This window comes from Cupriavidus sp. OV096, from assembly GCF_900115455.1.
Taxonomy (GTDB): Bacteria; Pseudomonadota; Gammaproteobacteria; order Burkholderiales; family Burkholderiaceae; genus Cupriavidus.
Genome location: NZ_FOWM01000006.1, coordinates 271,778 through 296,092 on the forward strand (window position 1 = coordinate 271,778; position 24,315 = coordinate 296,092).

The 24,315-nt window shown below is 63.6% G+C and carries 22 protein-coding genes, 1 pseudogene and 1 riboswitch; of the genes and pseudogenes, 12 read left to right on the forward strand and 11 right to left on the reverse strand.

The genetic code is table 11. The features are described from left to right. Window positions 1–19: 19 nt before the first annotated feature. The 6 genes from BM115_RS16105 to BM115_RS16130 form a co-directional block, all read right to left on the reverse strand. On the reverse strand, window positions 20–1,504 hold the full coding sequence (locus tag BM115_RS16105; RefSeq protein WP_255370851.1) for a DUF1254 domain-containing protein: 1,485 nt from the start codon (window positions 1,502–1,504) through the stop codon (window positions 20–22). 49 nt (window positions 1,505–1,553) lie between these two features. Then, complete coding sequence (locus BM115_RS16110) at window positions 1,554–3,044, reverse strand: DUF1254 domain-containing protein (RefSeq protein ID WP_092295754.1); 1,491 nt, start codon at window positions 3,042–3,044, stop codon at window positions 1,554–1,556. A gap of 135 nt (window positions 3,045–3,179) precedes the next feature. Beyond that, window positions 3,180–4,208, reverse strand: coding sequence for a hypothetical protein (locus BM115_RS16115; RefSeq protein ID WP_092296221.1), 1,029 nt, complete (start codon window positions 4,206–4,208; stop codon window positions 3,180–3,182). Window positions 4,209–4,272: 64 nt separating this feature from the next. Then, window positions 4,273–5,517 carry a complex I 51 kDa subunit family protein gene (locus tag BM115_RS16120; RefSeq protein ID WP_092295757.1) on the reverse strand — a complete coding sequence of 415 codons (1,245 nt, stop codon included), beginning with the start codon at window positions 5,515–5,517 and terminating at the stop codon, window positions 4,273–4,275. Window positions 5,518–5,536: 19 nt separating this feature from the next. Further along, window positions 5,537–7,186 carry an FAD-binding protein gene (locus BM115_RS16125; RefSeq protein ID WP_092295760.1) on the reverse strand — a complete coding sequence of 550 codons (1,650 nt, stop codon included), beginning with the start codon at window positions 7,184–7,186 and terminating at the stop codon, window positions 5,537–5,539. 14 nt (window positions 7,187–7,200) lie between these two features. Next, window positions 7,201–7,839 carry a 4Fe-4S dicluster domain-containing protein gene (locus BM115_RS16130; RefSeq protein WP_092296224.1) on the reverse strand — a complete coding sequence of 213 codons (639 nt, stop codon included), beginning with the start codon at window positions 7,837–7,839 and terminating at the stop codon, window positions 7,201–7,203. A gap of 190 nt (window positions 7,840–8,029) precedes the next feature. Between BM115_RS16130 and BM115_RS27495 the strand changes: the two are divergent. From BM115_RS27495 to BM115_RS16140, 3 genes and pseudogenes are all read left to right on the forward strand, one after another. Beyond that, window positions 8,030–8,563 (forward strand): annotated as a pseudogene (locus BM115_RS27495) (lactate dehydrogenase); the annotation flags it as partial. 110 nt (window positions 8,564–8,673) lie between these two features. Further along, window positions 8,674–8,973, forward strand: a complete 300-nt coding sequence (locus tag BM115_RS27500; RefSeq protein ID WP_255370852.1) for a Rossmann-fold NAD(P)-binding domain-containing protein — start codon at window positions 8,674–8,676, stop codon at window positions 8,971–8,973. Window positions 8,974–9,116: 143 nt separating this feature from the next. Beyond that, window positions 9,117–10,622, forward strand: a complete 1,506-nt coding sequence (locus tag BM115_RS16140; protein WP_092295763.1) for a DASS family sodium-coupled anion symporter — start codon at window positions 9,117–9,119, stop codon at window positions 10,620–10,622. Here BM115_RS16140 and BM115_RS16145 read toward each other — a convergent pair. Continuing rightward, complete coding sequence (locus tag BM115_RS16145) at window positions 10,613–11,188, reverse strand: histidine phosphatase family protein (RefSeq protein ID WP_092295766.1); 576 nt, start codon at window positions 11,186–11,188, stop codon at window positions 10,613–10,615. The two genes, BM115_RS16140 and BM115_RS16145, sit on opposite strands and share 10 nt — an antisense overlap. 187 nt (window positions 11,189–11,375) lie before the next feature. Here BM115_RS16145 and BM115_RS16150 point away from each other — a divergent pair, with 187 nt between their 5' ends. From BM115_RS16150 to BM115_RS16160, 3 genes are all read left to right on the forward strand, one after another. Further along, window positions 11,376–11,588 carry a CbtB domain-containing protein gene (locus BM115_RS16150; protein ID WP_092295769.1) on the forward strand — a complete coding sequence of 71 codons (213 nt, stop codon included), beginning with the start codon at window positions 11,376–11,378 and terminating at the stop codon, window positions 11,586–11,588. A 12-nt stretch (window positions 11,589–11,600) separates the two neighbouring features. Beyond that, window positions 11,601–12,338, forward strand: a complete 738-nt coding sequence (locus tag BM115_RS16155; RefSeq protein ID WP_092295772.1) for a CbtA family protein — start codon at window positions 11,601–11,603, stop codon at window positions 12,336–12,338. A 253-nt stretch (window positions 12,339–12,591) separates the two neighbouring features. Next, complete coding sequence (locus BM115_RS16160) at window positions 12,592–13,491, forward strand: LysR family transcriptional regulator (protein ID WP_092295775.1); 900 nt, start codon at window positions 12,592–12,594, stop codon at window positions 13,489–13,491. A 102-nt stretch (window positions 13,492–13,593) separates the two neighbouring features. On the opposite strand, the gene cobW is transcribed toward BM115_RS16160, so the two are convergent. From cobW to BM115_RS16175, 3 genes are read right to left on the reverse strand one after another with little or no spacing between them, the layout of a single operon-like run. After that, the gene (cobW, locus tag BM115_RS16165; protein WP_092295778.1) at window positions 13,594–14,658 is read right to left on the reverse strand and encodes a cobalamin biosynthesis protein CobW; all 1,065 of its coding nucleotides are present in this window, start codon (window positions 14,656–14,658) and stop codon (window positions 13,594–13,596) included. A gap of 48 nt (window positions 14,659–14,706) precedes the next feature. Beyond that, on the reverse strand, window positions 14,707–16,155 hold the full coding sequence (locus BM115_RS16170; protein ID WP_092295781.1) for a PepSY domain-containing protein: 1,449 nt from the start codon (window positions 16,153–16,155) through the stop codon (window positions 14,707–14,709). A gap of 10 nt (window positions 16,156–16,165) precedes the next feature. After that, entirely contained in the window at window positions 16,166–18,289 is a 2,124-nt protein-coding gene (locus tag BM115_RS16175; protein WP_255370853.1) for a TonB-dependent receptor, read from the reverse strand. Window positions 18,290–18,408: 119 nt separating this feature from the next. After that, a riboswitch (cobalamin riboswitch) is annotated at window positions 18,409–18,660 on the reverse strand. Window positions 18,661–18,884: 224 nt separating this feature from the next. On the opposite strand from BM115_RS16175, the gene msuE reads away from it, so the two are divergent. From msuE to BM115_RS16205, 6 genes are all read left to right on the forward strand, one after another. Next, on the forward strand, window positions 18,885–19,466 hold the full coding sequence (gene msuE, locus BM115_RS16180; protein WP_092295787.1) for an FMN reductase: 582 nt from the start codon (window positions 18,885–18,887) through the stop codon (window positions 19,464–19,466). A gap of 43 nt (window positions 19,467–19,509) precedes the next feature. After that, the gene (locus tag BM115_RS16185) at window positions 19,510–20,493 is read left to right on the forward strand and encodes a DUF1852 domain-containing protein (RefSeq protein WP_092295790.1); all 984 of its coding nucleotides are present in this window, start codon (window positions 19,510–19,512) and stop codon (window positions 20,491–20,493) included. Between the two features lie 89 nt (window positions 20,494–20,582). After that, window positions 20,583–21,608, forward strand: coding sequence for a methionine synthase (locus tag BM115_RS16190; protein ID WP_092295793.1), 1,026 nt, complete (start codon window positions 20,583–20,585; stop codon window positions 21,606–21,608). Window positions 21,609–21,736: 128 nt separating this feature from the next. Continuing rightward, window positions 21,737–21,946 (forward strand): ParD-like family protein, encoded by a 210-nt coding sequence (locus BM115_RS16195; RefSeq protein WP_092295796.1) that lies wholly within the window; start codon window positions 21,737–21,739, stop codon window positions 21,944–21,946. Further along, a complete protein-coding gene (gene map, locus BM115_RS16200) occupies window positions 21,943–22,710 on the forward strand; it encodes a type I methionyl aminopeptidase (RefSeq protein WP_092295799.1) in 768 nt (255 codons plus the stop codon). Before BM115_RS16195 ends, map begins: the two co-directional genes overlap by 4 nt. A 65-nt stretch (window positions 22,711–22,775) precedes the next feature. Continuing rightward, entirely contained in the window at window positions 22,776–22,967 is a 192-nt protein-coding gene (locus BM115_RS16205) for a Rossmann-fold NAD(P)-binding domain-containing protein (RefSeq protein WP_092295802.1), read from the forward strand. Between the two features lie 69 nt (window positions 22,968–23,036). On the opposite strand, the gene flgL is transcribed toward BM115_RS16205, so the two are convergent. Then, on the reverse strand, window positions 23,037–24,272 hold the full coding sequence (gene flgL, locus BM115_RS16210) for a flagellar hook-associated protein FlgL (protein ID WP_092295805.1): 1,236 nt from the start codon (window positions 24,270–24,272) through the stop codon (window positions 23,037–23,039). Window positions 24,273–24,315: the final 43 nt, after the last annotated feature.

The following is a 24,315-nucleotide window of genomic DNA, read 5'->3' on the forward strand; positions in this document are numbered from 1 at the left end:
GGCGAGCGTCGCGTCAGCGCTAGTTCGCCCTTACCGCAGGCGGCGGCGTCCACTTGCCGTTCAGCGCAACCGCTTCGGGCCAATAGGCGCGCACGTACAGCGAGAAGTCCTCGTCCTTCGGCGCAGGCAGCCAGTTGCTCTCCTTGTCAGCGCCGGGCGAGTCGGCCTGGATGTAGAGCGTGAGCGATCCGTCGGCACCGTACTTGAGGGCCTTGTTCTTCGTGCCGATGGAATAGCGCTTGAGCTTGTTCTCGGCAAAGAAGTGGTGCTGGTTGTAGAGCGTCAGCGACCAGAATCCCTGCACCGGGGGCTGCGCCCCCTTGGCAAAGGTCACCGTGTACTCGCCTCGGCCGTTCAGGCGGGCGCCGCTCGCATCCAGATCCTGATAGAAGTACTTGGTCTCTTTCTGCCGATTGACGAAGATGTTGGATTTCGCCGCCGCCGTGCGGGCAAAGTAATCCGTGCCAAAAGCTGCGCCGTTGCTGATGGTGCTCCAGTGGTCGGGCAGTTGCAGGCCGTAGTTGCGGAACTGGAAGAGCGGATCGACGATCTCGCTGTCTGCCTGCGCGGCGGCCTTGACCAGCATGTCCTTGACGCGCGGATCCTTTGCCGCAGCGTCTGCCAGCATCAGCGCCTGGGCGTACTTCGTCTCCTCGCCCGGCAGCGGCCTGGCGTCTTTGAGCACCAGCGGCAGCGTCGCCCAGAATGTCTCCGGCACCACCCATTTGGTCTCGGCGTCCCCCGCATTCTGATTGGGGAAATGCGGCAGCTTGGCCCAGTCCCGCGTCTGCATCTTGCCCGTGTATTCGGCCAACGGGTACAGGTTCACGCCTGCCAGCGATGCCTGCACGGCCTGCTTGTCAGCGGCGGTGTCATCCTGGAACACGCGCGGGATCACCACGCCGGTGTTGCTCCTGGCGCGAAACACCTTGGTGATGCCCTTCGGCACGCTGCCCTTCCAGTCGGGCCCCACCAGCAGGTAGAAGCCCGGTTTGGTGCCGTACATCTTGCCAAGCTCGGCAAAGCTGTCGGTACCCAGATCCACCACCTGATAAACCCAGAAGCGCTTGCCGAAGTCGGGCACCTGCACCACCACCGGGCTCTGGTCCAGCGCCAGCACGCTGAAGCCATAGACCACATCCTGGTTGGGGCACGCCACCATGCGCTCGTCCGGCGCGATGTAGTCGGTCAGCATCGACAGCCGGTTGGACGGTGCGATCGGCACCGTCCCGCCCATCAGCCCGGGTTGAGGCAGGTCCTTGAACGCCAGCCGGCGGTTGTAGACATTGGTCATCGGCCACGCCCAGAAGTAGATGTCGCGCGCCGCCATCTGCAGGTAGGCATCGGTCATCTTCATCCCCGCCACGGGCCCGGCCACCGCTCCGGGCACGTCTTGCGCGGCAAGGGCCATGGTGGGCGTCGCAGCGGCAGACGCCAGCGCCACGGCAACGAGCAAGGGGGACAGCGCAGCGGATGGCATGCGGATCATCGATGGGTTACTCATGTCGGTGAAAGGTCGTGCGTTGTGCCACCACGGTGGGCGGCTGCGCCGTCTACCTCAGCTTTTCCAGGTCGCCCGGTCGCCAGGTCTTGTCAAAGAATGGCTGGGTAGGGCCGTAGAGACGCAGGATCACGAAGTAGCCCTGCTTCGGCAGGGTCTTCAGCCAGTTCTTTCCTGTGCCTGGCGACGTCGGGCCGAAGTAGATATCGGTGGATCCGTCCGCATTTCGTACCGGCTGGTCCATGGTGTTGATCGACGGGAACGGTTGGCCGTTGTCCACGCCCGACGCGGTGATCGAGTCATAGATGGTCGCGGACCAGAACAGCGCCGCCGGCACGTCCTTGGGCAGCGTGAGCTTGTAGCGGTTGCTGCCGGATAGGAAGTTGCCCTTCGCATCGACAAAGGTGGCCGGATATTTCGCACCCACGTTGACCATGTTCACAGCCATGCCCGGACTGGCGGAATACGCATTGGTGAAGAAACCCGTGCGCGGATCGATGTAGTTGAAGGTCTCGGCGGTAAAGGTGGCGTTGCCGGGAAACACGTTCAGCCAGCGGCGGTCTTCGTACCAGACGCCGTTGGGCACGCCACGCTGCGGCGCGTACGAGATCGAGTGCCCCATCTTGGCGGCAGTGCGGGCTGCCTTGTCCAGCAGGTCGCGCGTGTGCGTGTCCGGTGCGAACGGCTTGCCCTTGATGATCCCGAGCGCTGCCAGCATCCCGCGCATCTCCATGTCGGCCGGATCGACATACTCGTTGTCGATAAAGCGCGACAGCATGTTGAATGCCTTGTCATCCGTTGGATACAGCATGTTGACCGGCACGCCCGACGCATTGGGGAACTGCATGGGCCGGGCGGAAGCCTCCTTGCCCAGCGGATAGATCCGGGTCTGCTCCATCACCTTTACCGGCGCATCCAGCTGGCGAGGATCCTTGAAAAATCCGCGCCAGAACACGAACACCCCATACGTGCGCGACCGCATCACGATATAGCCAGCCGGAATCTCGCCGCGATAGTCAGGCGGGAGCACAAGGTATTTGCCACCCCTGCCCTTGTCCGGGCCGGGCAGCCCCACATCGCCGCACCACTGACGGCCGTCGATTTCCCCCTCGGTGCAGATCGGGCGCTGGAAGAAGTCGTCGAGGATGCCTTGCAGTCCGGGCGGCACGTCGATCACCATCGGGCCGTCTTCCTTCAGGTCGAGGTAGCCCATGGCGTAGATCACATCCGAATTCGGCGTGGTGACCAGCGTCTTGGCATTCAGGCGGTCCTTCCAGATCGGCAGGACGTTATATCCCTTGCCGAAGGTCTTCTCGGAGCCTTCCTTCATGCCGAGCATATTGAGGGCAGGCAGCGCCCAGATATACGACTGCACGGCGCGCTGGAACGTCAATTCGTCCTGGAGCGTGGCAACGCCCTGCGGCGTCGGATAACCGTTGTGGAATGGCAGGTTCGCCAGGGCATCGTAGCGCGTTGCCTGCGCTATGGCGTGTCCGGCAACGAAGGCCGTCAAGGCGACTGCAACCCCGATAACTTGCCGCATCGCTTCTCCTAGGATCTGTGGGCGATTGACTACCGCAAGATCCTATCGGCCATCGGCGTGCCGCGTACTGCATGTTTTCGTTCGCTGATGTGAATCTTTTCGCCTGAAACGGCCACTTGACAGCCGTCCGCTGATCTACAGCAGACGCTCCGCCTCTTCCAGCAGCGTCATGCGGGACAACATCGTGGCGCGCGCAAAGCGCACGAGCAGAAAGGTTCTCACCAGGCGGGGGTCGCCTGGAATGCTTGCGGTCAGGAATTCCAGGTCGTCGCCGGGCGCGGTGCTGTCATCGGGTTGAAGCACATTCATCCGGCTCAGCCGCATGCGCCGGCGCTCGATGAGGAGATAGGCGCCGGCGTTGGTGAGCGCTGCCTGCAGCCCTTCCATCTGGCGCTCCAGCGCATCGACTTGTCCCGCCGGCAGGGCAGTGTCGCCGTTGGCCGCATCGATCTGTGCGATCTGCGCGCGCAGGCGCTCCCGTTCCTCGGGGTCCGGCGAGACATCGCCGCCAAGCATCGAACGCATGCCCACCCCCTGGCGTTCCAGCAGCCGCAAGCGCTCGCTGAGCAACGCCATCTCCTGCAGGCGCTCATCTCGCCCAATGCCCCCCGCCGCCGCACTGGCAAGGCCCTGCAGCGCAAGCTGGTCCAGCATGCGTGCCTCGATCTCCCTGTACAGCCCGGCGTGGCTGTCACCGCATATCCGAATCTGATGATCGTTGAAGCTGACCGTGGTTTGCAGCACGTCCGAGCGCATGACGTCGCCCTCCAGGGCCACGCCCAAGGTGCGCCGCTCGACCATTTCCATGCCAAGCACCGCAAACGCCTCGTCTGTGCCAGGTGACGCATCGAAATAGTCGCGCAGATCGGCGGCGCGGCTGAAAGCCAGTGCGACGTCCTGACCAGTGCCAAAACACGCGTGGATGTACGGGTCCGTCCCCCACGTCTCCGGACTCGCTTCCCGTGGTGCGGGAATGCCGGCCACGACCGCGCGTACGTGGTCGAGCGCGATGCGGATCGAGGGGGCCAGCCGCCGGGCATAGCGGGGCAATAGCCGTAGGCGGGGACTTAGCCGGGTAATGCGCTCGGCCAGTTCCGCCACCTCCCGCCGGTTGTCCGCCTGCCCATCGGGGCCGCGGCGGCGGCGCCAGTTCAGAATGCCCATCACCATGCTCCGTTCAGGCGCGCAATATGACCTTCAGCCGCTACCCGTTGCGAGTCCGACACCGTCATGCAATCAGAAGCGCCTCGTATTCCGCCCGAAACTGTTGCAGCGAGCTTTCCACCACCGTCACGGCGCCATCGATCAGACCGCAACGGCCGCTGCCGGGCAGGATGCGACACAGGTTCTCCAGCGCTTCCAGATCGGCACGTACGCCATGGCCCGTGTCGATCCGGCCGAGCAATCGCATCATCTGGAAGGTGCCACCCTTGCAGGGCGGACACTGTCCGCATGAGCCCTGGGCGAAGAAGCTCACGTACTCGGAGACCTTGCGGACGATGCTGGTGCCTTCGGACACGACGATCATGGCACCGGTGCCCAGACGCGAACGCCGTTGACGCACGGAGTCAAAATCGAGTGCCACATCGAGATCACGCTTCGTCAGCAAGGTATTGGACGGGCCGCCGGTAAAGACCGCCTTGAACTCCTTGCCCTGGAGCATGCCACCGCCATGCTCGAACACCAGGGCCTCCAGGCGCGTGCCCATCGGCAATTCATACAAGCCAGGACGCAGGACGTCGCCCGAAAGCGAATAGAGCTTGGTTCCGGCAGCATTCCCGATGCCAAGACCGCGATACCACTGCGCACCGTTGCGCAGAATGCCCGGTACGTGCGCCAGGGTCTCGGTGTTGTTCACGATCGTCGGTGAGCCATGCACACCGTGCTCGGCGGGATAGGGCGGCTTGCGTCTGGGGAACGGGAATCCGCCCTCGACACTCGCGATCACCGCCGTCTCCTCCCCGCCGATATACAAGCCAGAGCTGGGGATCACGTCAAGCGACAGCGGGCCGCCAATCAGACGAACGAGTTCCGCAAACAGGGCGTGCCCCCGCCACTGCTCCACCGCCTGCCGCACCATATTGAGGGCCAACGGTTGATGCGGATTAACGTACAGCACGACATGATTGGCATGGGTCGCCGCTGCGGCGATGAGCGCCCCCTCGATGACCTGGTGCGGCGTGTGCTCCAGCAGATAGCGGTCCTTGAACGTACCGGGCTCGTCTTCGTTGCCGTTGCAGATGATGTATTTGTCGCCTGCAGCGGTGGCAGCGACCGGTGCCCATTTGCGATGCGTCGCGAATCCGGCACCGCCCATCCCACGCAGGTCCGCTTGTTCGATTTCGGCGAGGATGGCGAGCGGATCGCGCAGGGCCTTGGCCAGCCCCTCTCCGCCGCCGCATGCAAGCCAGGCGTCCAGGTCTGCGCCGACCCGGATATCGTCCCTCAGGAGAACCTGATTCAGCTTGTGCATCGCGCGCTCCGTGGGTCGCTCATCGGACGCCGCCGCCCGCGCCGCCCCACTTGCCCCGGCGCAACGCTGCATCGACCCGCAAGTCGAAATGGGCATAGCCGGGGAAGAGTTGCGGTGCCTTGACATGCAAGGGTAGCCCCGCCAGCGTCAATTGCCGCTGCCAGGCGTGCACATGGCCGATGCCTGCGCGGCCGGCCATGGCACCCGCGCCAGACTCCGCTGCCTTGGCGCCGGCACGCCGCCCCATGCTCAGGATGTCGAGCAGCGCGTTTCCCATCAGGCGGTTACGCCCGTGAATGCCCCCCGTGACCTCGCCGACGCAAAACAGGCCGGGCACGCTCGTGGCACCGTCCTTGTCGATCGCCACGCCTCCGTTCTGGTAGTGGAGGGTCGGATAAACGAGGAAGGGCTCCAGTGCCGCATCGTGACCGCACTTCCGCGCGAGATGGCGCAGCGTCACGAGGCGCTTGGCCAGAATGCCGGGGTTCTCCATTTCCAGCGTCGGCGTGTCGAGGAAGACGCCGGTCTGGCCGTCCCGGTCAATGCCACGCCCCTGCGCGCATTCGCGCAGAATCGCCGAGGCCACGACGTCCCGAGGCTTGAGTTCGTCGACGAAGCGCTCGCCCTCGCCATTGATCAGCTTGGCACCGGCCGAACGCGCCGCTTCCGAAATGAGTCCACCTGCCAGGTGCGCCGGATAGGCGATGCCGGTGGGGTGATACTGGAACGAGTCGAGTTCGCGCAGGTGTGCCCCGATCCGATAGGCCAGCACCAGGCCGTCCGCGGTGGCGCCGTAGTGGTTGGATGTCGGAAAAGCATTCAGGTGCAGCCGCCCCGCCCCGCCGGTGGCGAGAATCACGGCACGCGCGCGCACCAGCACATAGGTACGCGACTCCAGGTTATAGATCACGGCCCCGGCGCAGCGGCCCCGCTCGTCGGACAGCAGTTCGACCGCCGGGCAGCGGTTCCACACCTCGACTGCGGGATCGAGGTCCACCGCCTCGCGCAGCACGCGCATCATCTCCAGGCCAGTGTAGTCCCGATAGGACAGGATGCGCGCCGCCGAAGCGCCACCGGGCTTCTTGCGCAGAAGGTTGCCGCCCATGGGCCGGCCTTCCTCCAGGTCGAACATCACGCCAAGCTGGATCAGCCAGCGAATGACGTCGGGGCCATCCATCACCATCTGCGCCACGAGTTCTGGCTCGCCGCAGAAGTGTCCGGCACGCAGGGTGTCCTCGAAGTGCAACTGGGGACTGTCGTCCTCGCCGACGGCCGCCTGAATCCCACCTTCGGCCATGACGGTGTTGCTGTCACCCAGGCGCAGCTTGGTGGCGAGGATCACCTGCGCGCCCTGCTTTGCTGCAATGAGCGCCGCCGCGCAGCCGCCACCGCCGCCGCCGACGATCAGGACGTCGGTGCTGATCACTTGCGCGCCGGCGATGTCGATATCGTCGATCAGCGCATTGGCCTGGAGATAGCGTGCGAGATCCGGCTGACAGGGGTCCCCCTGGTTCACGCCGATGCTCAGCGCCACACGCGCATTGAGCCCATGGTCGGGGTGATAGCCCTTGAGAAGCTCGTCGACAGAAGTGTCGTCGCTGCGGACCGTTGGTACCGCACCGGGCCGGTAGCGCTTGCGCGCGTCTTCGAAGGGAATGCCAGCGGGCATCGTTGTGGTTCCGATCAGCGTGGCGGCTGCGCGCCAGGCGCGTCGAAATCGATCTTCATTTCGCCGCGCTCGATCTGCTGCAGCCGGCGCATCAGGTTCGCCGGACGCAGCGACTGTGACGCGATCATCCGCCGCACGAACAGGCCGAGATGGTTGGGCCGGATATGCTCGGGGCAGGCCAGCGTGCAGAGGTTGCACATGACACACTCGTCGAAGACATCGCTCGACTCAGCCAGTTCGCCCGCCACGGCGAGATTGACGCCGCGCTGGACGTCGAGACCCTTCGGGCAGGCGCGATCGCAGCCGCTGCAGTGACGACAATGGGAGGCTTCCGGGAATATTTCAGAGAGGGTGCGCAGCGCCTGCCAGCTGTCGCCGATTTCGTCCAGGCGATACCTGTGGCGAGACGAGACGGTGAAGTAATCCAGGAAGGCCACCTGCATGCCCTCTTCGACGAGCGTCTCGCATCCGAGGGCCGTCTTCACCTCCTGCTCGCCGCTGTGCCGCACCATGACGCGGCACGAACCGCAGACCCCCTGCCCCATGCAGCCAACGCCCTCGACCAGCGTCTCGCCTGCGTAGAGGAAGGCCTGCAGGATGGAGCAGTTGGCCGGCGCCTGGACCTGATGGCCTTCGATGCTCAAGCGTACCAGTCCCATCGGGTTGCACTCCGTCGTTCGCGGCGCCAACGCCACACTGGCGCTTCTATCGAAAAGGTCATATAAACCATAGCATATGAAAGGCTCACGAACTGCCACGCGGCCTTCACTTCACTTTCCGCTGATGTAGCGCGAAACCGGCCCAGGTTCAGGCTCGATTCTCCAGGCACGACGGAGGTACGCCATGCGGCAACCCAAGATCGTCATCGTCGGAGCAGGACTGGTTGGCGGATCGGCGGCCCTGTTTGCGTCGGGGGCCATCCCGAGCGCGGAAATCGTCATCATCGATGTCGCACGCGTCCGGGCCGAAGGGCAGGCGATGGACCTCGCCCACGCTGCGGCATTCTGGGGACACAACCGCTTCTATGCCGGCGATTACGAGAACGCGCGCGACGCGGACCTCGTCGTGATCACCGCCGGCGTCGGCGTGAAGCCAGGGCAAACTCGCCTGGACCTGGCCAAAACCAATGCAGGCATCGCGACGGAGATCGTCGATCGCATCGCCCCGCTGGCCCCGGATGCGATCTACCTCATCGCGAGCAATCCCTGCGATGTGTTGGCCGCCGTCGTGTTTGACCGCCTCCGCTGCGCGCCGGAGCGCGTCATCAGCACGGGCACCTCGCTCGACACCGGCCGGTTGCGGTCGCTGCTCTCCGAGCGACTGGGCATCGTGGCGCCTGCGATTCACGCCCACGTTCTCGGCGAACACGGGGAATCCGCGCTGATCGGCTGGTCCGGCGCAACGGTCTCCGGCATGCCCCTGGAAACGTTCCTGGCGAAGAGCGGCAAGGAGCTTGGGCCTGCCAGCCGGGATCTGATCCTGCGCTCGTGCACGAGGCTGCCAAGCTCATCAAGGAAGGCAAGGGCGCCACGCATTACGGCATCGCCAGTGCGATCGGGCGAATTTGCCAGGCCATCGTCCACGACACGGACCTCATTCTCACGGTCGGCATTGTGCATGCGGAAGTCGAAGGCGTACCGGAGGTATGTCTGTCGCTGCCGATGGTGGTCAATGGCAGTGGCGCGCAGTTACTGGCTTATCCGGAACTGGACCCCACCGAGCGCGAAGCCCTGCAGCGCAGTGCGCGCATCGTCAAGGAGGCCACCGACAGCGTGCGCCACCGGTAGGGGCATTGCACGCTTCGGACAAATCCGTTCGATGTCAGATCCTGACGGCTTCCACTCAGCTTGGCGGCGTCGGCGTCACGCTGGCACTTCTGCCGAAAAAGTCATATAAACCATAAGCAAAGACGACTGGGAAGGATCGCACCATGCTTACAAAACTGAAAGCGGCGTTCCAATACTTCAACAGCGTAGTCCCCTTTAGACTCGGCCCCGCCCTGATCACGACGGTGGTGCTGGTCACCCTGCTGCTGTGGCCTGTGCCAGAGGGGCTCACGCCCAAGGCCTGGGGTCTGGTTGCCATCTTCCTGACAACCATCGTGGCGATCATCCTGAAGGTCATGCCGATCGGCGTGATGGCGATGATGGCCATCGTGGTCCTCTCGCTGTCGCAGGTGACCTCGACCTCGTCCAAGGGGGCCATCGCCGATGCGCTGACCGCCTTCGACAGTCCGCTGATCTGGTTGATCGTGGTCGCCATCCTGATCTCCCGCGGCGTGAAGAAGACGGGCCTGGGCACCCGTATCGGCCTGATGTTCATCGCCCTGATGGGGAAACGCACGATCGGCATCGGCTATGGGCTGGCCACCTGCGAACTGGTGCTGGCGCCGTTCACGCCAAGCAATACGGCGCGCGGTGGCGGCATCGTGCATCCGATCATGAAGTCGATCGCCACGGCATTCGACTCGGACCCGGCCAAGGGCACCGAGGGCAAGGTCGGCACCTACCTGGCGTTGGTCAACTATCACGCCAACCCGATCTCCTCGGCCATGTTCGTGACCGCCACCGCACCGAACCCGCTAGTGGTGGACTACATCGCCAAGGCAACCAATCAGGCACTGCATCTGAGCTGGATGAGCTGGGCGCTCTGCATGCTGCTGCCCGGCCTGCTATGCATGCTGGTGATGCCGATGGTGATCTATGTCTTGTCGCCGCCGCAGCTCAAGGCCACACCCAATGCGGTGGAGTATGCGCACGCCGAAATGGCGAAGATGGGCCCGGTGTCGCCGAAGGAACGGGTCATGATCTTCACCTTCGCGCTCCTGCTGCTGTTGTGGGCCAACATTCCGGCGATGGTGTTCGGCCCGGCGCTCACGCTGGACCCCACGGTGGTCGCCTTCGTCGGCCTGTTCGTGCTGATCATTACGGGCACCATCGACTGGGACGATGTACTGTCCGAAAAGAGCGCCTGGGACACGCTGATATGGTTCGGCGCGCTGATCATGCTGGCCGAGCAACTGAACAAGCAGGGTGTGATCGGCTGGTTCTCAACCGGCATGAGCAACGCGATCGTGGCCAGCGGCATCGGTTGGGGCGGCACGGCCGCGATCCTGGTAGCCGTCTTCGTGTTCTCGCACTACCTGTTCGCCAGCACGACGGCACACATCAGTGCGATGATGCTCGCCTTCCTGACGGTCGGCGTGAATCTGATACCGCCCGCGTATGTGGTGCCGTTCATGCTGCTGATGGCGGCTGGCTCGGCGATCATGATGACGCTGACCCACTATGCGACGGGCACCTCGCCAATCATCTTCGGCAGTGGCTACGTCACGATGGGGAACTGGTGGCGCGTTGGCTTTGTGATGTGCGTGGTCGAACTGCTGATCTTCGCGGTGGTCGGCACCGTCTGGTGGAAGGTGCTTGGCTACTGGTGAAACCGCAGCGATTCACCCAAAGACAATCGCCATCGATCTTGCCGTCTTGACAGCGTCAGTGTGGACAAAGGCGCAACGTCGATTTGCCAGTAGGCCCTCACCGGCGCCTCCAATGCATGGAGGACGATGGCCTTGATGACGCTGGCATGCGTGACGACCAGCGTGTGCGAGGCGGGGCTGGCATAGGGCCCCATCCACCGCCGCACACGTTCGCAAAACGCGGACAGGGATTCCCCGCCGTGCGCGACCATGTCCGGATCGGACAACCAGGCTGACAGTGCGGCAGGTTCCGCAATGCCGATTTCCTTGAGCGAGCGCCCCAACCATCTGCCGTAGTCGACCTCCCCCAGCGCGGGTTCGATGATCGGCGAATGGCCCAGCGCCATGGCGGCCTCCCGTGCGCAGCGTGCCGGGCTGCTGAGCACCTGGTCTGGCGCCCCGAGCGCGGTGGCGAGCCGGGCCACGTCGTCGGCCTGTCCGGGATCCAGGGATTCGTCGGCCGGAAACCGCCCGGCGCGCAGGGCTGCCGTGGCCGGTACGCAGAGCAATGTCAGGCGGGTTGTCACGTGTCAGGTCGTCCAGTCGATTAGAATGCACGCATATGCGCTGGGGAGAAGCCGGTTGGAATCCGGCACGGTCGCGCCACTGTATCGCAATCTGAAGCGTCGTTTTGACGAAGCAGGCTGCCAAGTCAGACCTCCTCAACGCCTCATCCATCCGTTACGGGACGCGTCATCCTCAAGGAGATCTGTCATGCACGCAAGCGCCACCCTTTCGCCGGCCATCGAGCCGGTATCCATCCCGGTTTCCGAACTGCTGCCCTGGGCCATCTTTGGCAGCATGCTCCTGCTGCTGGCGATCTACTTCGTCGGCGTGGAGGAAGGTGCCGCGGCCATCTTCAATACGATGTATGTGCATGAGTTTGTGCACGACGGACGTCACCTGCTCGGCTTTCCCTGTCACTGAGGACGCGCCGCCATGGTGAGAAGTCTTCTGGTCCGCGGCATGATCGCGGGGTTCCTGGCGAGCCTGCTGGCATTCGGTGTTGCCAAGGTCGTTGGAGAACCGGAGGTGGAGGGCGCCATCGCGTACGAGGCGCGGATGGAGCAGGCAATGGGCGGTAGCCACCAGCATGAGATGCCCGAACTGGTCAGCCGTGACGTACAGGCCGGGCTCGGGCTGTTTGTCGGGCTGGCGGTATTCGGCAGCGCGGTAGGTGGCCTGTTTGCGCTGACGTTCGCCTTTGTCTACGGCCGGATTGGCAAGCTGGGCGCGCGCCCGACGTCCGTGCTGATGGCGCTGCTTGGCTACATCGCGACCGTGCTGGTCCCGTTTATCAAATACCCGCCGAATCCGCCGGCCATCGGCGATCCTTCGACGATCGGCCTTCGCACCGCCTTGTTCTTCACCATGATCGCCCTGTCGTTGGCGGCGATGGTGATTGCGGTCATCGTTGCCCGCAAGCTTGCGGCGAGCCACGGCACCTGGCACGCCACGCTGGGCGCGGCGGCCATCTATGTGGTCATCGCGCTGCTGGCGCAAGGGTTGCTGCCGGAAGTCAACGAGATCCCCGACGAATTCTCAGCCGTCCTGCTGTGGCGCTTCAGGATGGCCGCCTTCGGTATCCAGGCCACGCTCTGGGCAGGTCTTGGTCTGCTGTTTGCCACGCTGGCACACCGGCGGCTGGAGGAGCGACGCGGCGTCAGGCATGCCTGACGTCTGATAGCCGAGCCCAAAACAAACATCCCCGCCGTGGCGGGGATGTTTGTTTTGGGCCGCGACAGCCTTGCCGACTATTGCGCGCGCAGCGTCTTCGCAGCCCGATCTCGTTCGGATACTTGAAGTCGTCGAACGCGTCGAGGAGCTCATCGTCGATCTGGATCACGGAGGAGATCGTCGATGTCCGATTGTAGGAAGGCCAATCAATGAAGTAAAATGATCGTTATTCAAAAATACATGAATCTCAATCATGCTTGAACGCATTCACCTGGCAATCATCCGGGAAGTGGACCGTGAGGGCTCCCTGACAGCGGCCGCTTCGGTGCTGTGCCTGACGCAGTCGGCACTGAGCCATGCAATGAAAAAGCTCGAGTTGCAGTTGGGTACCGACATCTGGCTGCGGGAAGGCCGCAGTCTGCGGCTGACCCAGGCGGGCTCCTACCTGCTGGCGGTGGCCAACCGCGTGCTGCCCCAGCTCGATCTGGCCGAAGAACGGGTCCACCAGTTTGCGCAGGGCGAGCGCGGCACGCTGCGGATAGGCATGGAGTGCCATCCCTGCTATCAGTGGCTGCTCAAGATCGTCTCGCCCTACCTATCGACATGGCCGGACGTGGATGTCGACGTCAAGCAGAAGTTCCAGTTCGGCGGTATCGGCGCGCTGTACGGGTATGAGATCGACATGCTGGTAACGCCGGATCCACTCTACAAGCCCGGCCTGCATTTCGAGCCGGTGTTCGACTACGAGCAGGTGCTGGTCGTCAATCGCGGCCACCGGCTCGCCGGCTTGCCCCACGTAGACGCCGACGCGCTGACGAACGAAGTGCTGATCACCTATCCCGTGGCCACCGATCGCCTGGACATCTACAACCTGTTCCTGCAGCCGGCGGGCGTCACGCCCAAGCGCCACAAGACCATCGAGACCACGGACATCATGATGCAGATGGTGGCCAGCGGGCGTGGCATCGCGGCCCTCCCGCGCTGGCTGGTGGCCGAATATGCGGAAAAGATGGATGTCACGGCGGTACGGCTGGGCCCGCATGGCGTCGCCAAGCAGATCTTCCTTGGCGCGCGGGAAAGCGACATCGAGATCGATTACGTACAAGCCTTCATCGAACTGGCCCGCCGTTCAGCGGAGCTCGCCCCCAACTGAACGACGTACCACCATCAGCCGCGCGTATCGCAGCGCGTCACCGACCCGGCATGCGTGAAAGCACCCAACTTCCGCCCACATCGGAATACAGCGTTTTCTGGTTCAGCCGGCCAGCGCCTGATCCAGCGCGGCTTGCAACGCGGCGCCATCCAGTTCCTGGCCGATCAGCACCACGCGCGTGCCCCGCGCTTCGTCAGCACGCCAGGCACGGTCGAAGTAGCTGTCGAATCGTTGTCCCACTCCGTGCAGCACCAGTCGCATTGCCTTGCCCGGGAGTTCGGCGAAACCCTTGACGCGATAGATCGTGTGGTCGGCCACCAGCTTCTGGAGCGCGCCAACCAATGCCTCGCGGTCAACGGTGCCAGCCTCCACCACCACCGAATCGAATTCATCGTGATGATGATCGGCGTGGTCGGCGTCGTCCGCGCTGCCATGATGATCAACGCGCTGGTGGATCGTCTCTTCCGACGCGCGGTTCAGTCCCAGCAGGCTGTTCACATCGAGCGACCCCGCCTGCGCCGGCACGATCTTCACTTCGGCCGGAATCTCGGGCCGTACCAGCGCCTCCACTGCGGCAATCTGGGCGGCATCCATCAGGTCGGTCTTGTTCAGGATGACCAGATCCGCGCTGGCGAGCTGGTCTTCGAACAGCTCGTGCAGCGGCGACTCGTGATCGAGGTTCGGATCGGCGCGGCGCTGCGCGTCTACCGCCACCGGATTCGCGGCGAACTGGCCGGCGGCGGCGGCGGGGCCATCCACCACCGTGACCACCGAATCCACCGTGAACGCGTTGCGGATGCTCGGCCAGTGGAATGCCTGCACCAGCGGCTTCGGCAGCGCCAGACCCGAAGTCTCGATCAGCACGTGATCGATCTGGTCGCGGCGCTCGAGCAGTTGTTCCATGACCGGGAAGAACTCTTCCTGCACGGTGCAGCACAGGCAGCCGTTGGCCAGTTCATAGAGTTGGCCGGTGGGCTCGCCCTGCTCGTCGCAGCCAATGCCGCAGCCCTTCAGGATTTCCCCGTCGATGCCCAGCTCGCCAAATTCGTTGACGATGACAGCGATACGGCGCCCGTTGGCATTCTCGAGGATATGGCGCAGCAAGGTGGTCTTGCCGCTGCCCAGGAAGCCCGTGACGATCGTGGCGGGAATTTTTGCGGTTTGCATGGAATCACCTGATGCTTGAAAGTTGAAAATGGAAAGGGGTGGCGAGAGTCAGCGGCGCAACCGCCGCCAGCCCACGACCACCCCGCTGACGGACATCACCAGACCCACCAGCGACAGCACCCACACCACCACATCCCATGACGGGCGATGCTGCGTGAGCGAAACGAAGTCATAGCTGTGTACGGCGTTGAACAGCCAGCGATAGAGACGGCGGCTGTCGTCACTACGGCCGATGACCTGACCCGTCGAGGGATCGACATAGGCCCAGGTGTTGTCGGCGTCGTCGAAGGTCACGCGCAACACGGGCAGCCTGCGCGCGTTGTGGTGACTGTACCAGTAGGTGTCGGCCTCGGCCTGCATGACGCTGGCCACGACTTTAGCGTCCGGCATCAGGGTGCCGGCGATACGCGAGAGCATGCCCGGGTCCCAGCGCACTGGCGCACCACTGCCCGGATCGAGCACCGTGACAACGCCCTTGCCGGCGGCCACCTGCAACATGGGCGTGCTGCCGACCCACACCATACGGACCTCGCGCGCACTGCGGTCTGCCAGCGTGGCACGCCAGTCCGGCGCGGGGAACGAGGCCCCGGCATGCCCCGCGTAGCGCTGCAGGGCCGCGCCGTCGAAGCTGCGCCCGTTGAACCACTGGTTAGGATTGACGGAGAGCCATCCCGAGATCAGCCAGAACAGCAGGAACAGCGCGCCGACGAGCCCGGCCATGTGATGCCAGGCCATCCAGCCGTGGTACGGCGAGACGCCCGCCATGCTGCCGTGCGCAAAGCGCCGCCGCACGCGTAGCCGCAGCCAGCCAATCCAGATTCCCGTGATGGCCACCACCACGCAGGGCCCGGACGTCCACAGCACCACCTGCCGCCACAGCGGCGGGTCCTTGCGGATCGGCGTGAAATACAGCCAGTGCGGCACCGAGCCGAGCCAGTTCCAGAACCGCTCCGCGCGATCGGTATCGCGCATGATCTCGCCGGTCTTCGCCGAGATGTACAGCTCGGTGCCGTGTCCGTCATCGATGGCGATGCGATGCAGCGGACGCCACGCGTTGAGGCCATTCGGCACGGTCCACTGGTCTCGTTCGGCGGTCTCGATCCAGCGCGCAGGCTTGCCGGTGAACTGCTGGGCAGTGGCCTGCGCCGTGGCAGCATCGACGCGCTCGATGACGCGGCCATCGGTGGCCGCCACGGTATGGGGCTGACCCTTGCCATCAACCATGCGATAGACGGGCAGGCTGCCCGCCATCTCAAGCCGCAGGCTGCGTGGAAAGCTGGACAGCCCCGCCGCCGCCATCGCCGCATCGGGCGTCGTGGCCACGGCACGCACATCGAGCGGCGGCAGGCTGGCCAGCCGCTCGGCATCGGTCAGCGCGGGAAAGCCGACGTACATCATCACCAGCCCCGAGCCGAACCACATCGCGATCAACAGGCAGCCGGCGATGCCCATCCAGCGATGGATCAGGTACAGCCAGCGCCGGATCTTGCGCCACATCGCCCGGGCCTCAGAAGTAGAAGTTGGCCGACAACTCCGCCGAACGCGGACGCCCCAGCAGCCATTGCTGGCCCCCGTTCGAGACCGATTCGGCGTAGTCCTTGTTGAACAGGTTGTAGACGCGCAGCGTCAGCGCCGCCTGCTTCGAGACACGCCACGACAGCGCCGTATCCACCGTCGTATAGCTCGGCACGCGCACGCGGTTGGCCGTGTCCGCGTAACGTCCGCCGACATAGCGCAGGCCCGCGCCGAACGTCCATTGCGGGATGAAGTTCCACGTCAGCCACGCGTTGGCGGCCTGTTGCGGCACGCTCGTCGGCACGTTGCCGGCGCGGGAGACCAGCACCCCGCCGACCGACTCGTTGAAGTCGTCATAGCGCGCGCGCAGCACGGTGCCGTTGACGTCGAGGCGCAGACCGCGCAGCACTTCCACGCTCGCCGAGGCTTCCAGCCCGCGCGACGACTGCTCGCCCACCTGCTGGGTGATGGTCGGATTGACCGGATCGCGCGAAAGCAGGTCGTTCTTGCGGATCTCGTACGCCGCGAAGGTCCATTCGCCGCGATTGCCCCAGAACGCCTGCTTCATGCCCACTTCCACCTGCTTGCCGGTGGCGAGGTTGAAGTTGCGCTGCGCGTCGGACGTGGTGATCAGCGCGCCGAGCGGATCGGTCGCGGTGGCGTACTGGGCGTAGACGGCCAGGCTCGGGGTGAACTGGTAGACGGTGCCCACGCGCCACGTGGTGTTGGCGAAGGTCTTGTCCCAGGCCGAGCCGGCCACGAGGTCGGTGCGCGTCAGGTCGGCATGGTCGAAGCGCACCCCGCCGATGACCGACCACTGCGGCGTGAGGGCGATACGGTGCTCACCGAACAGCGCGTACTGCGTGGTGTTGCTGCGGAAGCGCGGCGAGGTAACGACGCCCGGCGGGCTGAAGAACAGGCCCGGATCGAAATCACGCGCCGGTACGGTGGAGGTGCCGCCATAGGGCGAGTTGTTCGAGTGGGTGAAGTTGACCTTGTTGACGTCGAAGCCGACCGTCGTGGTGTTATCGAGCCCGAACAGCTTGCTGCGCACCGTCATGTCGGCGCGGTTGCCCACCTGCTCCTGGTCGTGCAGGATTTCCAGATAGTCCCCGCGGCGCACCTGCGAGGTGGCCGGCAGATAGGTATAGGTCTCACTGTCGCGCCAGTGACGGTGGCTGGTCAGGTAGTAGAACTGGTTGCGCACGGTGACGCGGTCGTTCGGCGTCCATTCGGCGCTCAGGCGCGTCCAGCGGTCGCGATAGCTGATCTCGGCATCGCCAACGTTGTAGTTCTTCTTGCGCAGCGAGCGGTCCAGGCTGCCGTTGACCAGCGGCGTGCCGAGGTATTGCTGCGGATGCTGGGTGCCGTCGTCATAGGACAGCGTCAGGTTGAATTCCGGATTCACGTCCAGCCGCACGGACGCCGACACCATCAGGTTGTTGGCATCGCCCCGATCCACCCAGCCAGCCGTCCGGTTGTAGGCCGTGGCGAAACGGTACGACAGGTTGTCGTTGACCTTGCCACCACTGTCGAAGGCCACGCGCGCGGTCTTCTCGGTGCCGCCCGTGATCTGGAGTTCGTTCTCGATCGGGCCTCGGATCGGCTTCTTCTGCACCACATTGACCACGCCGCCGATCGCCCCTTCGCCATACATGACCGATGCGGGGCCGCGCAGGACCTCGATGCGGTCTACCGACCACGTATCGAACGGAAAGGTCACCGTACCGGAGGCCACGTACATGCGCGTGCCGTCCAGCAGCTGCATGACCGAGCCCTGCCCGGCGAAGCCGCGCGCGGTCAGCGACGTGCCGCCGTTGCCCGGCGACGGATTGCCGGTGATGCCGGTTGCCCGGGTCACGGCCTCGCGCACGCTCTGGTCGCCCCGCGCGCGGATGGTCTCGCCGCTGATGACTTCGACGCTGGCCGGCGTCTCGAGCGGCGTCAGGCCCATGCGGCTGCCCGTGTATTCGGGTTTCGAGAGCGCCAGGCCGGGATAGACGGCCTCACTGACGACCACGGGCGGCAGTGACGTGTCCTTCTGTTCGGAGGTTTCCTGCGCGAAAGCACAGGGAAGATTGAGGCCGGCCACGGCACCAAGTGATGCGGCCAGCACGCGCGGTCGACGCCCACGCGCAGGGCGAGACGAAATCTGGGCCGAGCGCGGGCGGCCAGCGGAATGCGCGAACAAGTTGTATGTCATCGTGAAGCCGGACGACCCCGTCCGTGCGAAAGATTTCGATGATGACAACAGGCCGGTATCCGGGCTGACAGGCGGGGAGCGTGCGCTCCCGGGAATCCGTCGCCTTCCCACGCGATGACAACGATGACAATCGCGCAGTGGCCGCCGATCCGATGGATCGACATGACAGTTCCCGAACCTGCTTACCGTTGCGGGGGCAGCACAGGCTTGGTCGCGGCTCGGCGACGTACCTGTTTCCCGTTTAACCCACGAGCATCGCGGGCACCTGCAATCACGGGCGGCACAGGGGACGTGCCGCGGTGCGCATTCTACCCGTAACGGACGGTTACAAAGCGCACATGCTGATCTGGGGAGCACGGAGGCGTGAGAGCGGGATGACCCGGCGGGTGCGCCCGATAACTCACATGACTACTGCTCATGGATTGTTGAAATAAAGCCATTTTACTTCATCGATGCACATCCATACGATTGGCATGTCGCGTGAGCCTCGCAACAGATGAAAGCAAAAATGACACGTCCACTCCGTCTAGTAGCGGTTTCCGGCGGGCTACAACGCCCCTCCAAGTCTGCAGCCCTGGCAGAGCACCTGCTAGACCTGATCGCAGACGAACTTCCGTGCGAACAGCGCTTGGTTGAACTGGGTCAGCTCGCACCGCGGCTTGCCGGCGCGGTCTGGCGCACCCACTTGCCCGACACGGTGGAGCGGGAACTTGCGGCGGTTGAGCAAGCTGACGTCCTGGTGGTGGCAACACCGGTGTTCCGCGGCTCCTACACCGGACTGTTCAAGCACTTCTTCGACTTCATTCATCAGGACGCCTTGATCGACAAGCCTGTGTTGTTGGCTGCCACCGGTGGCAGCGAGCGCCATGCCCTGGTGATCGACCACCAGTTGCGGCCGCTGTTCAGCTTCTTCCAGGCGCGCACATTGCCGCTGGGTGTCTACGCGACCGACAAGGATTTCGTCGACTACCGCCTGCAGAACCAGGCCCTCATCGAGCGGGCCAGGCTGGCGATCCAACGGGCACTGCCGTTGGTCGAACTGACGCACCACGCAAGGCCCGCTCTGGCCGAGGAAGTGGTTGTGGCCTGAAACAAGAATCGACTTCTCTCAAAAATTAGGTCACTGGATCGCAATGAACAAAGAACTTGCCTTTAGCCTCAAGAGCATTCTTTTCGATGAAAACTATCAGCCATCGGACAGTACGCGCGTAACCACCAATTTTGCCAACCTGGCCCGGGGAAAGAGTAGGCAACAGAATCTGCGCAACACGTTGAGGATGATTGACAATCGCTTCAATGACCTGGCGCATTGGGACAATCCGACCGGAGATCGCTACGCTGTCGAGCTCGAGATCATCTCCGTGGAGATGAGTGTCGACGCCAAGCGCGGCAACGATGCATTTCCGTTGATCGAGATACTGAAAACCTGCATTCTCGACAAGAAAACGCACAAACGCATCGACGGCATCGTGGGGAATAACTTCTCCTCCTACGTACGCGATTACGACTTCAGTGTCTTGCTTCCAAAGTACAACGTTGATCGAGCGGAATTCCGCACGCCAGACGATTTTGGTGACTTGCATGGAAAGCTGTTCAAGCAGTTTGTTGCCTCGCGCACTTACAAGGAGCGCTTCCACAAGCCGCCTGTCATCTCCATTAGTGCCTCGACCAGCAAGACCTATCAGCGGACCGGAAACCAGCACCCCGTACTGGGTGTCGAGTATGAACAGAATGAACTTTCCTCGACCGACCGATACTTCGCAAAGATGGGGATGCAGGTTCGTTTCTTCATGCCTCCGAATGGCGTTGCACCCTTGGCTTTCTACTTTTTCGGCGATCTTCTGGGCGACTACACAGATCTCGAGTTGATCGGCACCATCAGCACAATGGAAACCTTTCAGAAGATTTATCGCCCCGAGATTTACAACGCCAATTCTGCAGCAGGGAAACGCTATCAACCGAGCCTGAAGAACCAGGATTACTCGTTGACGCAGATTGTCTATGACCGGGAAGAACGCAGCCAGCTGGCTGTCCAGCAGGGGAAATTTGCGGAGGAGAACTTCATCAAGCCGTACAAGAACGTCCTTGATCAATGGTCTGCCAATTTCGCGCTCTGACCCCATAACACGCCGTCCCGTGGCTGATCGGGAAAAACGGTCCCGAAGTATGCTTGCCACACCCATCGTTGCTTGAAAGGAATCCTCAGATGTTTGAAACCTCCATCGCCGGCAGCCTGCCGAAGCCAGGCTGGCTGGCTGAAACAAACAAACTCTGGCCTCAGTGGAAGGCTGAAGGCGACGCGCTTCGCCAGGCCAAGGCCGACGCGACGTTACTGTGGATCAAGGCCCAGGAAGACGCAGGCCTGGACATCGTGTGCGACGGCGAGCAATCGCGACAGCACTTCGTGCACGGATTTCTCGAGCAGGTCGAGGGCATCGACTTCGAGCACAAGGTGAAGATGGGCATCCGCGACAACCGCTACGACGCGATGGTGCCGCAGGTGGTTTCGGCCCTGCGCCTGAAGGGCCGCGTGCATGCCTTCGAAGCACAGCTGGCGCGCGCGCACACGAAGAAGAAGCTGAAGTTCACCCTGCCCGGCCCGATGACCATCGTCGACACCGTGGCGGACCGCTTCTACGGCGACAAGGTCAAGATGGCCTTCGCCTTCGCCGAGTTGCTCAACCAGGAGGCCCTGGCGCTTCAGGCCGACGGCGTAGACATCATCCAGTTCGACGAGCCCGCCTTCAATGTCTACATGAAGGATGCCGCCGACTGGGGCGTGCAGGCGCTCGAGCGCGCGGCGCAGGGCTTGACCTGTACGACGGCGGTGCATATCTGCTACGGCTACGGCATCAAGGCCAATACGGACTGGAAGAGCACCCTGGGCGACCAATGGCGCCAGTATGAGACGGTGTTCCCCGCGCTGGCCCGCAGCTGCATCGACCAGGTGAGCCTGGAATGCATCCACTCCCATGTGCCGCCCGACCTGATGGGGCTGCTGGCCGGTAAGGACGTGCTGGTCGGCGTGATCGATGTGGCCAGCGACGTGGTCGAGACACCCGAGGAAGTGGCTGACACCATCGGCCGGGCGCTGGAGTTCGTGCCGAAGGAGCGGCTGTTCCCGTGCACGAATTGCGGCCTGGCGCCGATGGGTCGGGATGTGGCGTGGCGCAAGCTGGAGGCGCTGGCAGCAGGCACGAGGCTGGCAAAGGAGCGGCTCACCACGGCGTGACGCCCACATGGTCGTCCGCTCTTGGCCGCGGATTCTGTTGGGCTGACCAGGAGTGGAGCGACACAGGGCTTGCATCGCCGGCGCGATTGCCTATATGATTCATATATGTTTCATATATGGATGGCACTATGGGCATCGTGAACATCGATGGCGAGCTGCATGATCAGTTGCGCAAGGCAAGCGGCGTGTCATGTCGGTCTATCAACGCTCAGGCAGCGTTCTGGATGAAGATTGGCATGCTGTGCGAAATGAATCCCACGCAAAGCTTCAATGAGATCGTCACTCGCGAACTGCGGGCTGCGGGTGTTGTTGCGCAAAGCTTGAAGGTGGCTTCGTGACCAAGGAACCTGGGGAAATTGCCCTGATGGCCGAATCGGGCAGGCTATTGGCAGAGGTTTTTTCTCGCCTGGATCGCCTGAATCTGGTCGGCATGTCCACCATGCAGGTCAACGATCTGGTGGACCACTTCATTGTCGACGAACTCCACGCGCGCCCAGCCAGCAAAGGGCAGTACGGGTACGCCTACGCCCTCAATGCCTCCCGTAACCACGTCGTTTGCCACGGCGTTCCGTCCCCCGCGGAGGTCCTCCAGGACGGCGACATAGTGAATTTCGATATCACGCTGGAGAACAATGGCTACATTGCGGATTCCAGTAAGACGTATCTGGTCGGCGAAGTCTCTCCGCTTGCCAAACAACTCGTGCGCGTAACGTATGAAGCGATGTGGAAAGGAATCAAAGCCGTCCGCCCAGGCGCGAGACTAGGTGATGTGGGGTATGCCATTGAGCGACATGCTCGCCGCAATGGCTACTCAGTCGTGCGGGAATACTGCGGGCACGGCATCGGTCGAGAAATGCACGAGCCCCCAGAGGTCCTGCATTGGGGAAAGCCGAACACGGGTCTGGTGCTGCGAGAAGGCATGGTGTTCACCATCGAGCCGATGATCAATCAGGGGCGGCATGCGGTTCATACGGAAGCCGACGGCTGGACTGTGGTGACGGGTGACGGAAAGCTGTCCGCACAGTTCGAGCACACAGTCGCCGTAACTCGACACGGCGTCTGGGTTCTGACGCTACGCGCGGATGAAAGAATGCCGAACTGACCCGTGTTGAGGCAGGGGTTACCACGCATCGTGTCGATATTGGGGTCGAGTCCGAAGTCGAAGCCTTGGCTCGCGCCATCCCCAAGATCGATCACCTGGTCACGACAGCCGCCTCACTGGTATTCAAGCCGTTCATGGAGACCGCCCGATCCGACATCGACGCGATGCTAGGGTCGAAGCTGCTGGGGCCGATGCATCTGGTCCGGCATCTGGTCCGGCATCTGGTGGCCCGCATGACCAAAGACAAGGGAAAATGAAAAAGCCAGCCGATGGCTGGCTTTCAACGAAGCGCTTTCCACCGGGCCGACTAGCGGCCCGGCTCCCACTTACAGAAACTTGAACAGGTTCATCCCCTGGATCTGCATAAACGACTGCTGCGCGCCTTGCAGCGCGGTCTGGCGCTGGTAGAACTCGCTGATGGCGGCCGCGTAGTCCAGGTCCTGCAGGCCCGACAGGGTCTGCGCGTTGGACAGCGCGCGGTTCTCGCCGATGGTGTCCAGCGCGTCGACTTCATTCAGGCGCGAGCCCACCGACGAGCGCACCGTCAGCACGTTGTCCAGGGAGTTGCTGAACTGGCGGATGCCCGTGGCGATCACGTTCTGCAGGTTGGCGTTCGCCGCTTCCTGGTTCAGGCCGGTGTTGATCGGGGCCTTCAGCGCGTCGATCACGGCCTTCAGGTTTGCGAACACGTCCGCGCCGGCCTGCTGCGCCGGCTTGGCGGTCATGGTGTCGCCGTCTGCCGGGACGCCCTTCACCGAGAACGACACGCCTGCCACCTTGATGGCCACGTTTTCAGAGTAGTCCGTCGGGGTGCCCACGGCGGTGCCGGTGGTGGTGTCCATGATGCTGTACTGCATCTTGCCCGTGCCGGCGTCGGTCTGGAACGTCAGCGTCAGCGAGTGGCCGTACAGCGGGTCGGTCGGGTCCGTGACCGAGATCGCGCTGTAGGTGCCCGTGCCGGTATTGGCCGAATTGCCCTTGAGCACGTAGCCGGCGTTGCCGGTGACGCTCATGAACACTTCCGAACCGTTGTTGCCCGCTTCCATCTGGCGCGCGGCATCCACCTGCAGCAGCTGGTGGCCGGTGTCGCCCTGGTACATCGCACCGCCCGCCGCGTTGAGCGAGAACGGCACGGTGCCCGACTGCAGGCCGGCGAAGATGTAGTTGCCGTTGCCGTCGTCGGCGTTGGCCAGGCCCATTAGCTGGTCGAACTGGCCTTGCAGCGCAGTGGCCAGCGACGCGCGGTCGTTGTCGCTCAGCGTGCCGTTACCGGCGTTCACCAGCATGGTCTGGATGTTCTGGATCGTCGTGGTGACGGTGGCCAGCGTGTTGTCTTCCAGGCCGAGGGAGGCCGTGGCCTGCCTGCGCGACGTGGTGTACTGCGTGTTCACTGCACCGGACTGCGACACGCCCAGGGCGCGCGTGGCGGCCACGGGGTCGTCGGACGGCGTCAGGATGCGGCGGCCGGTGCCGAGCTGCTGCTGCACGTGCAGCAGGGCCGATTGCTGGCCGTTCATCGAGGCCAGGCCCTGATGGTACAGGGTAGAGGTTGCGACGCGCATGGCGAGATTCCTTCGTATCCGTTGAGATCGTTGGCCGCCGCGA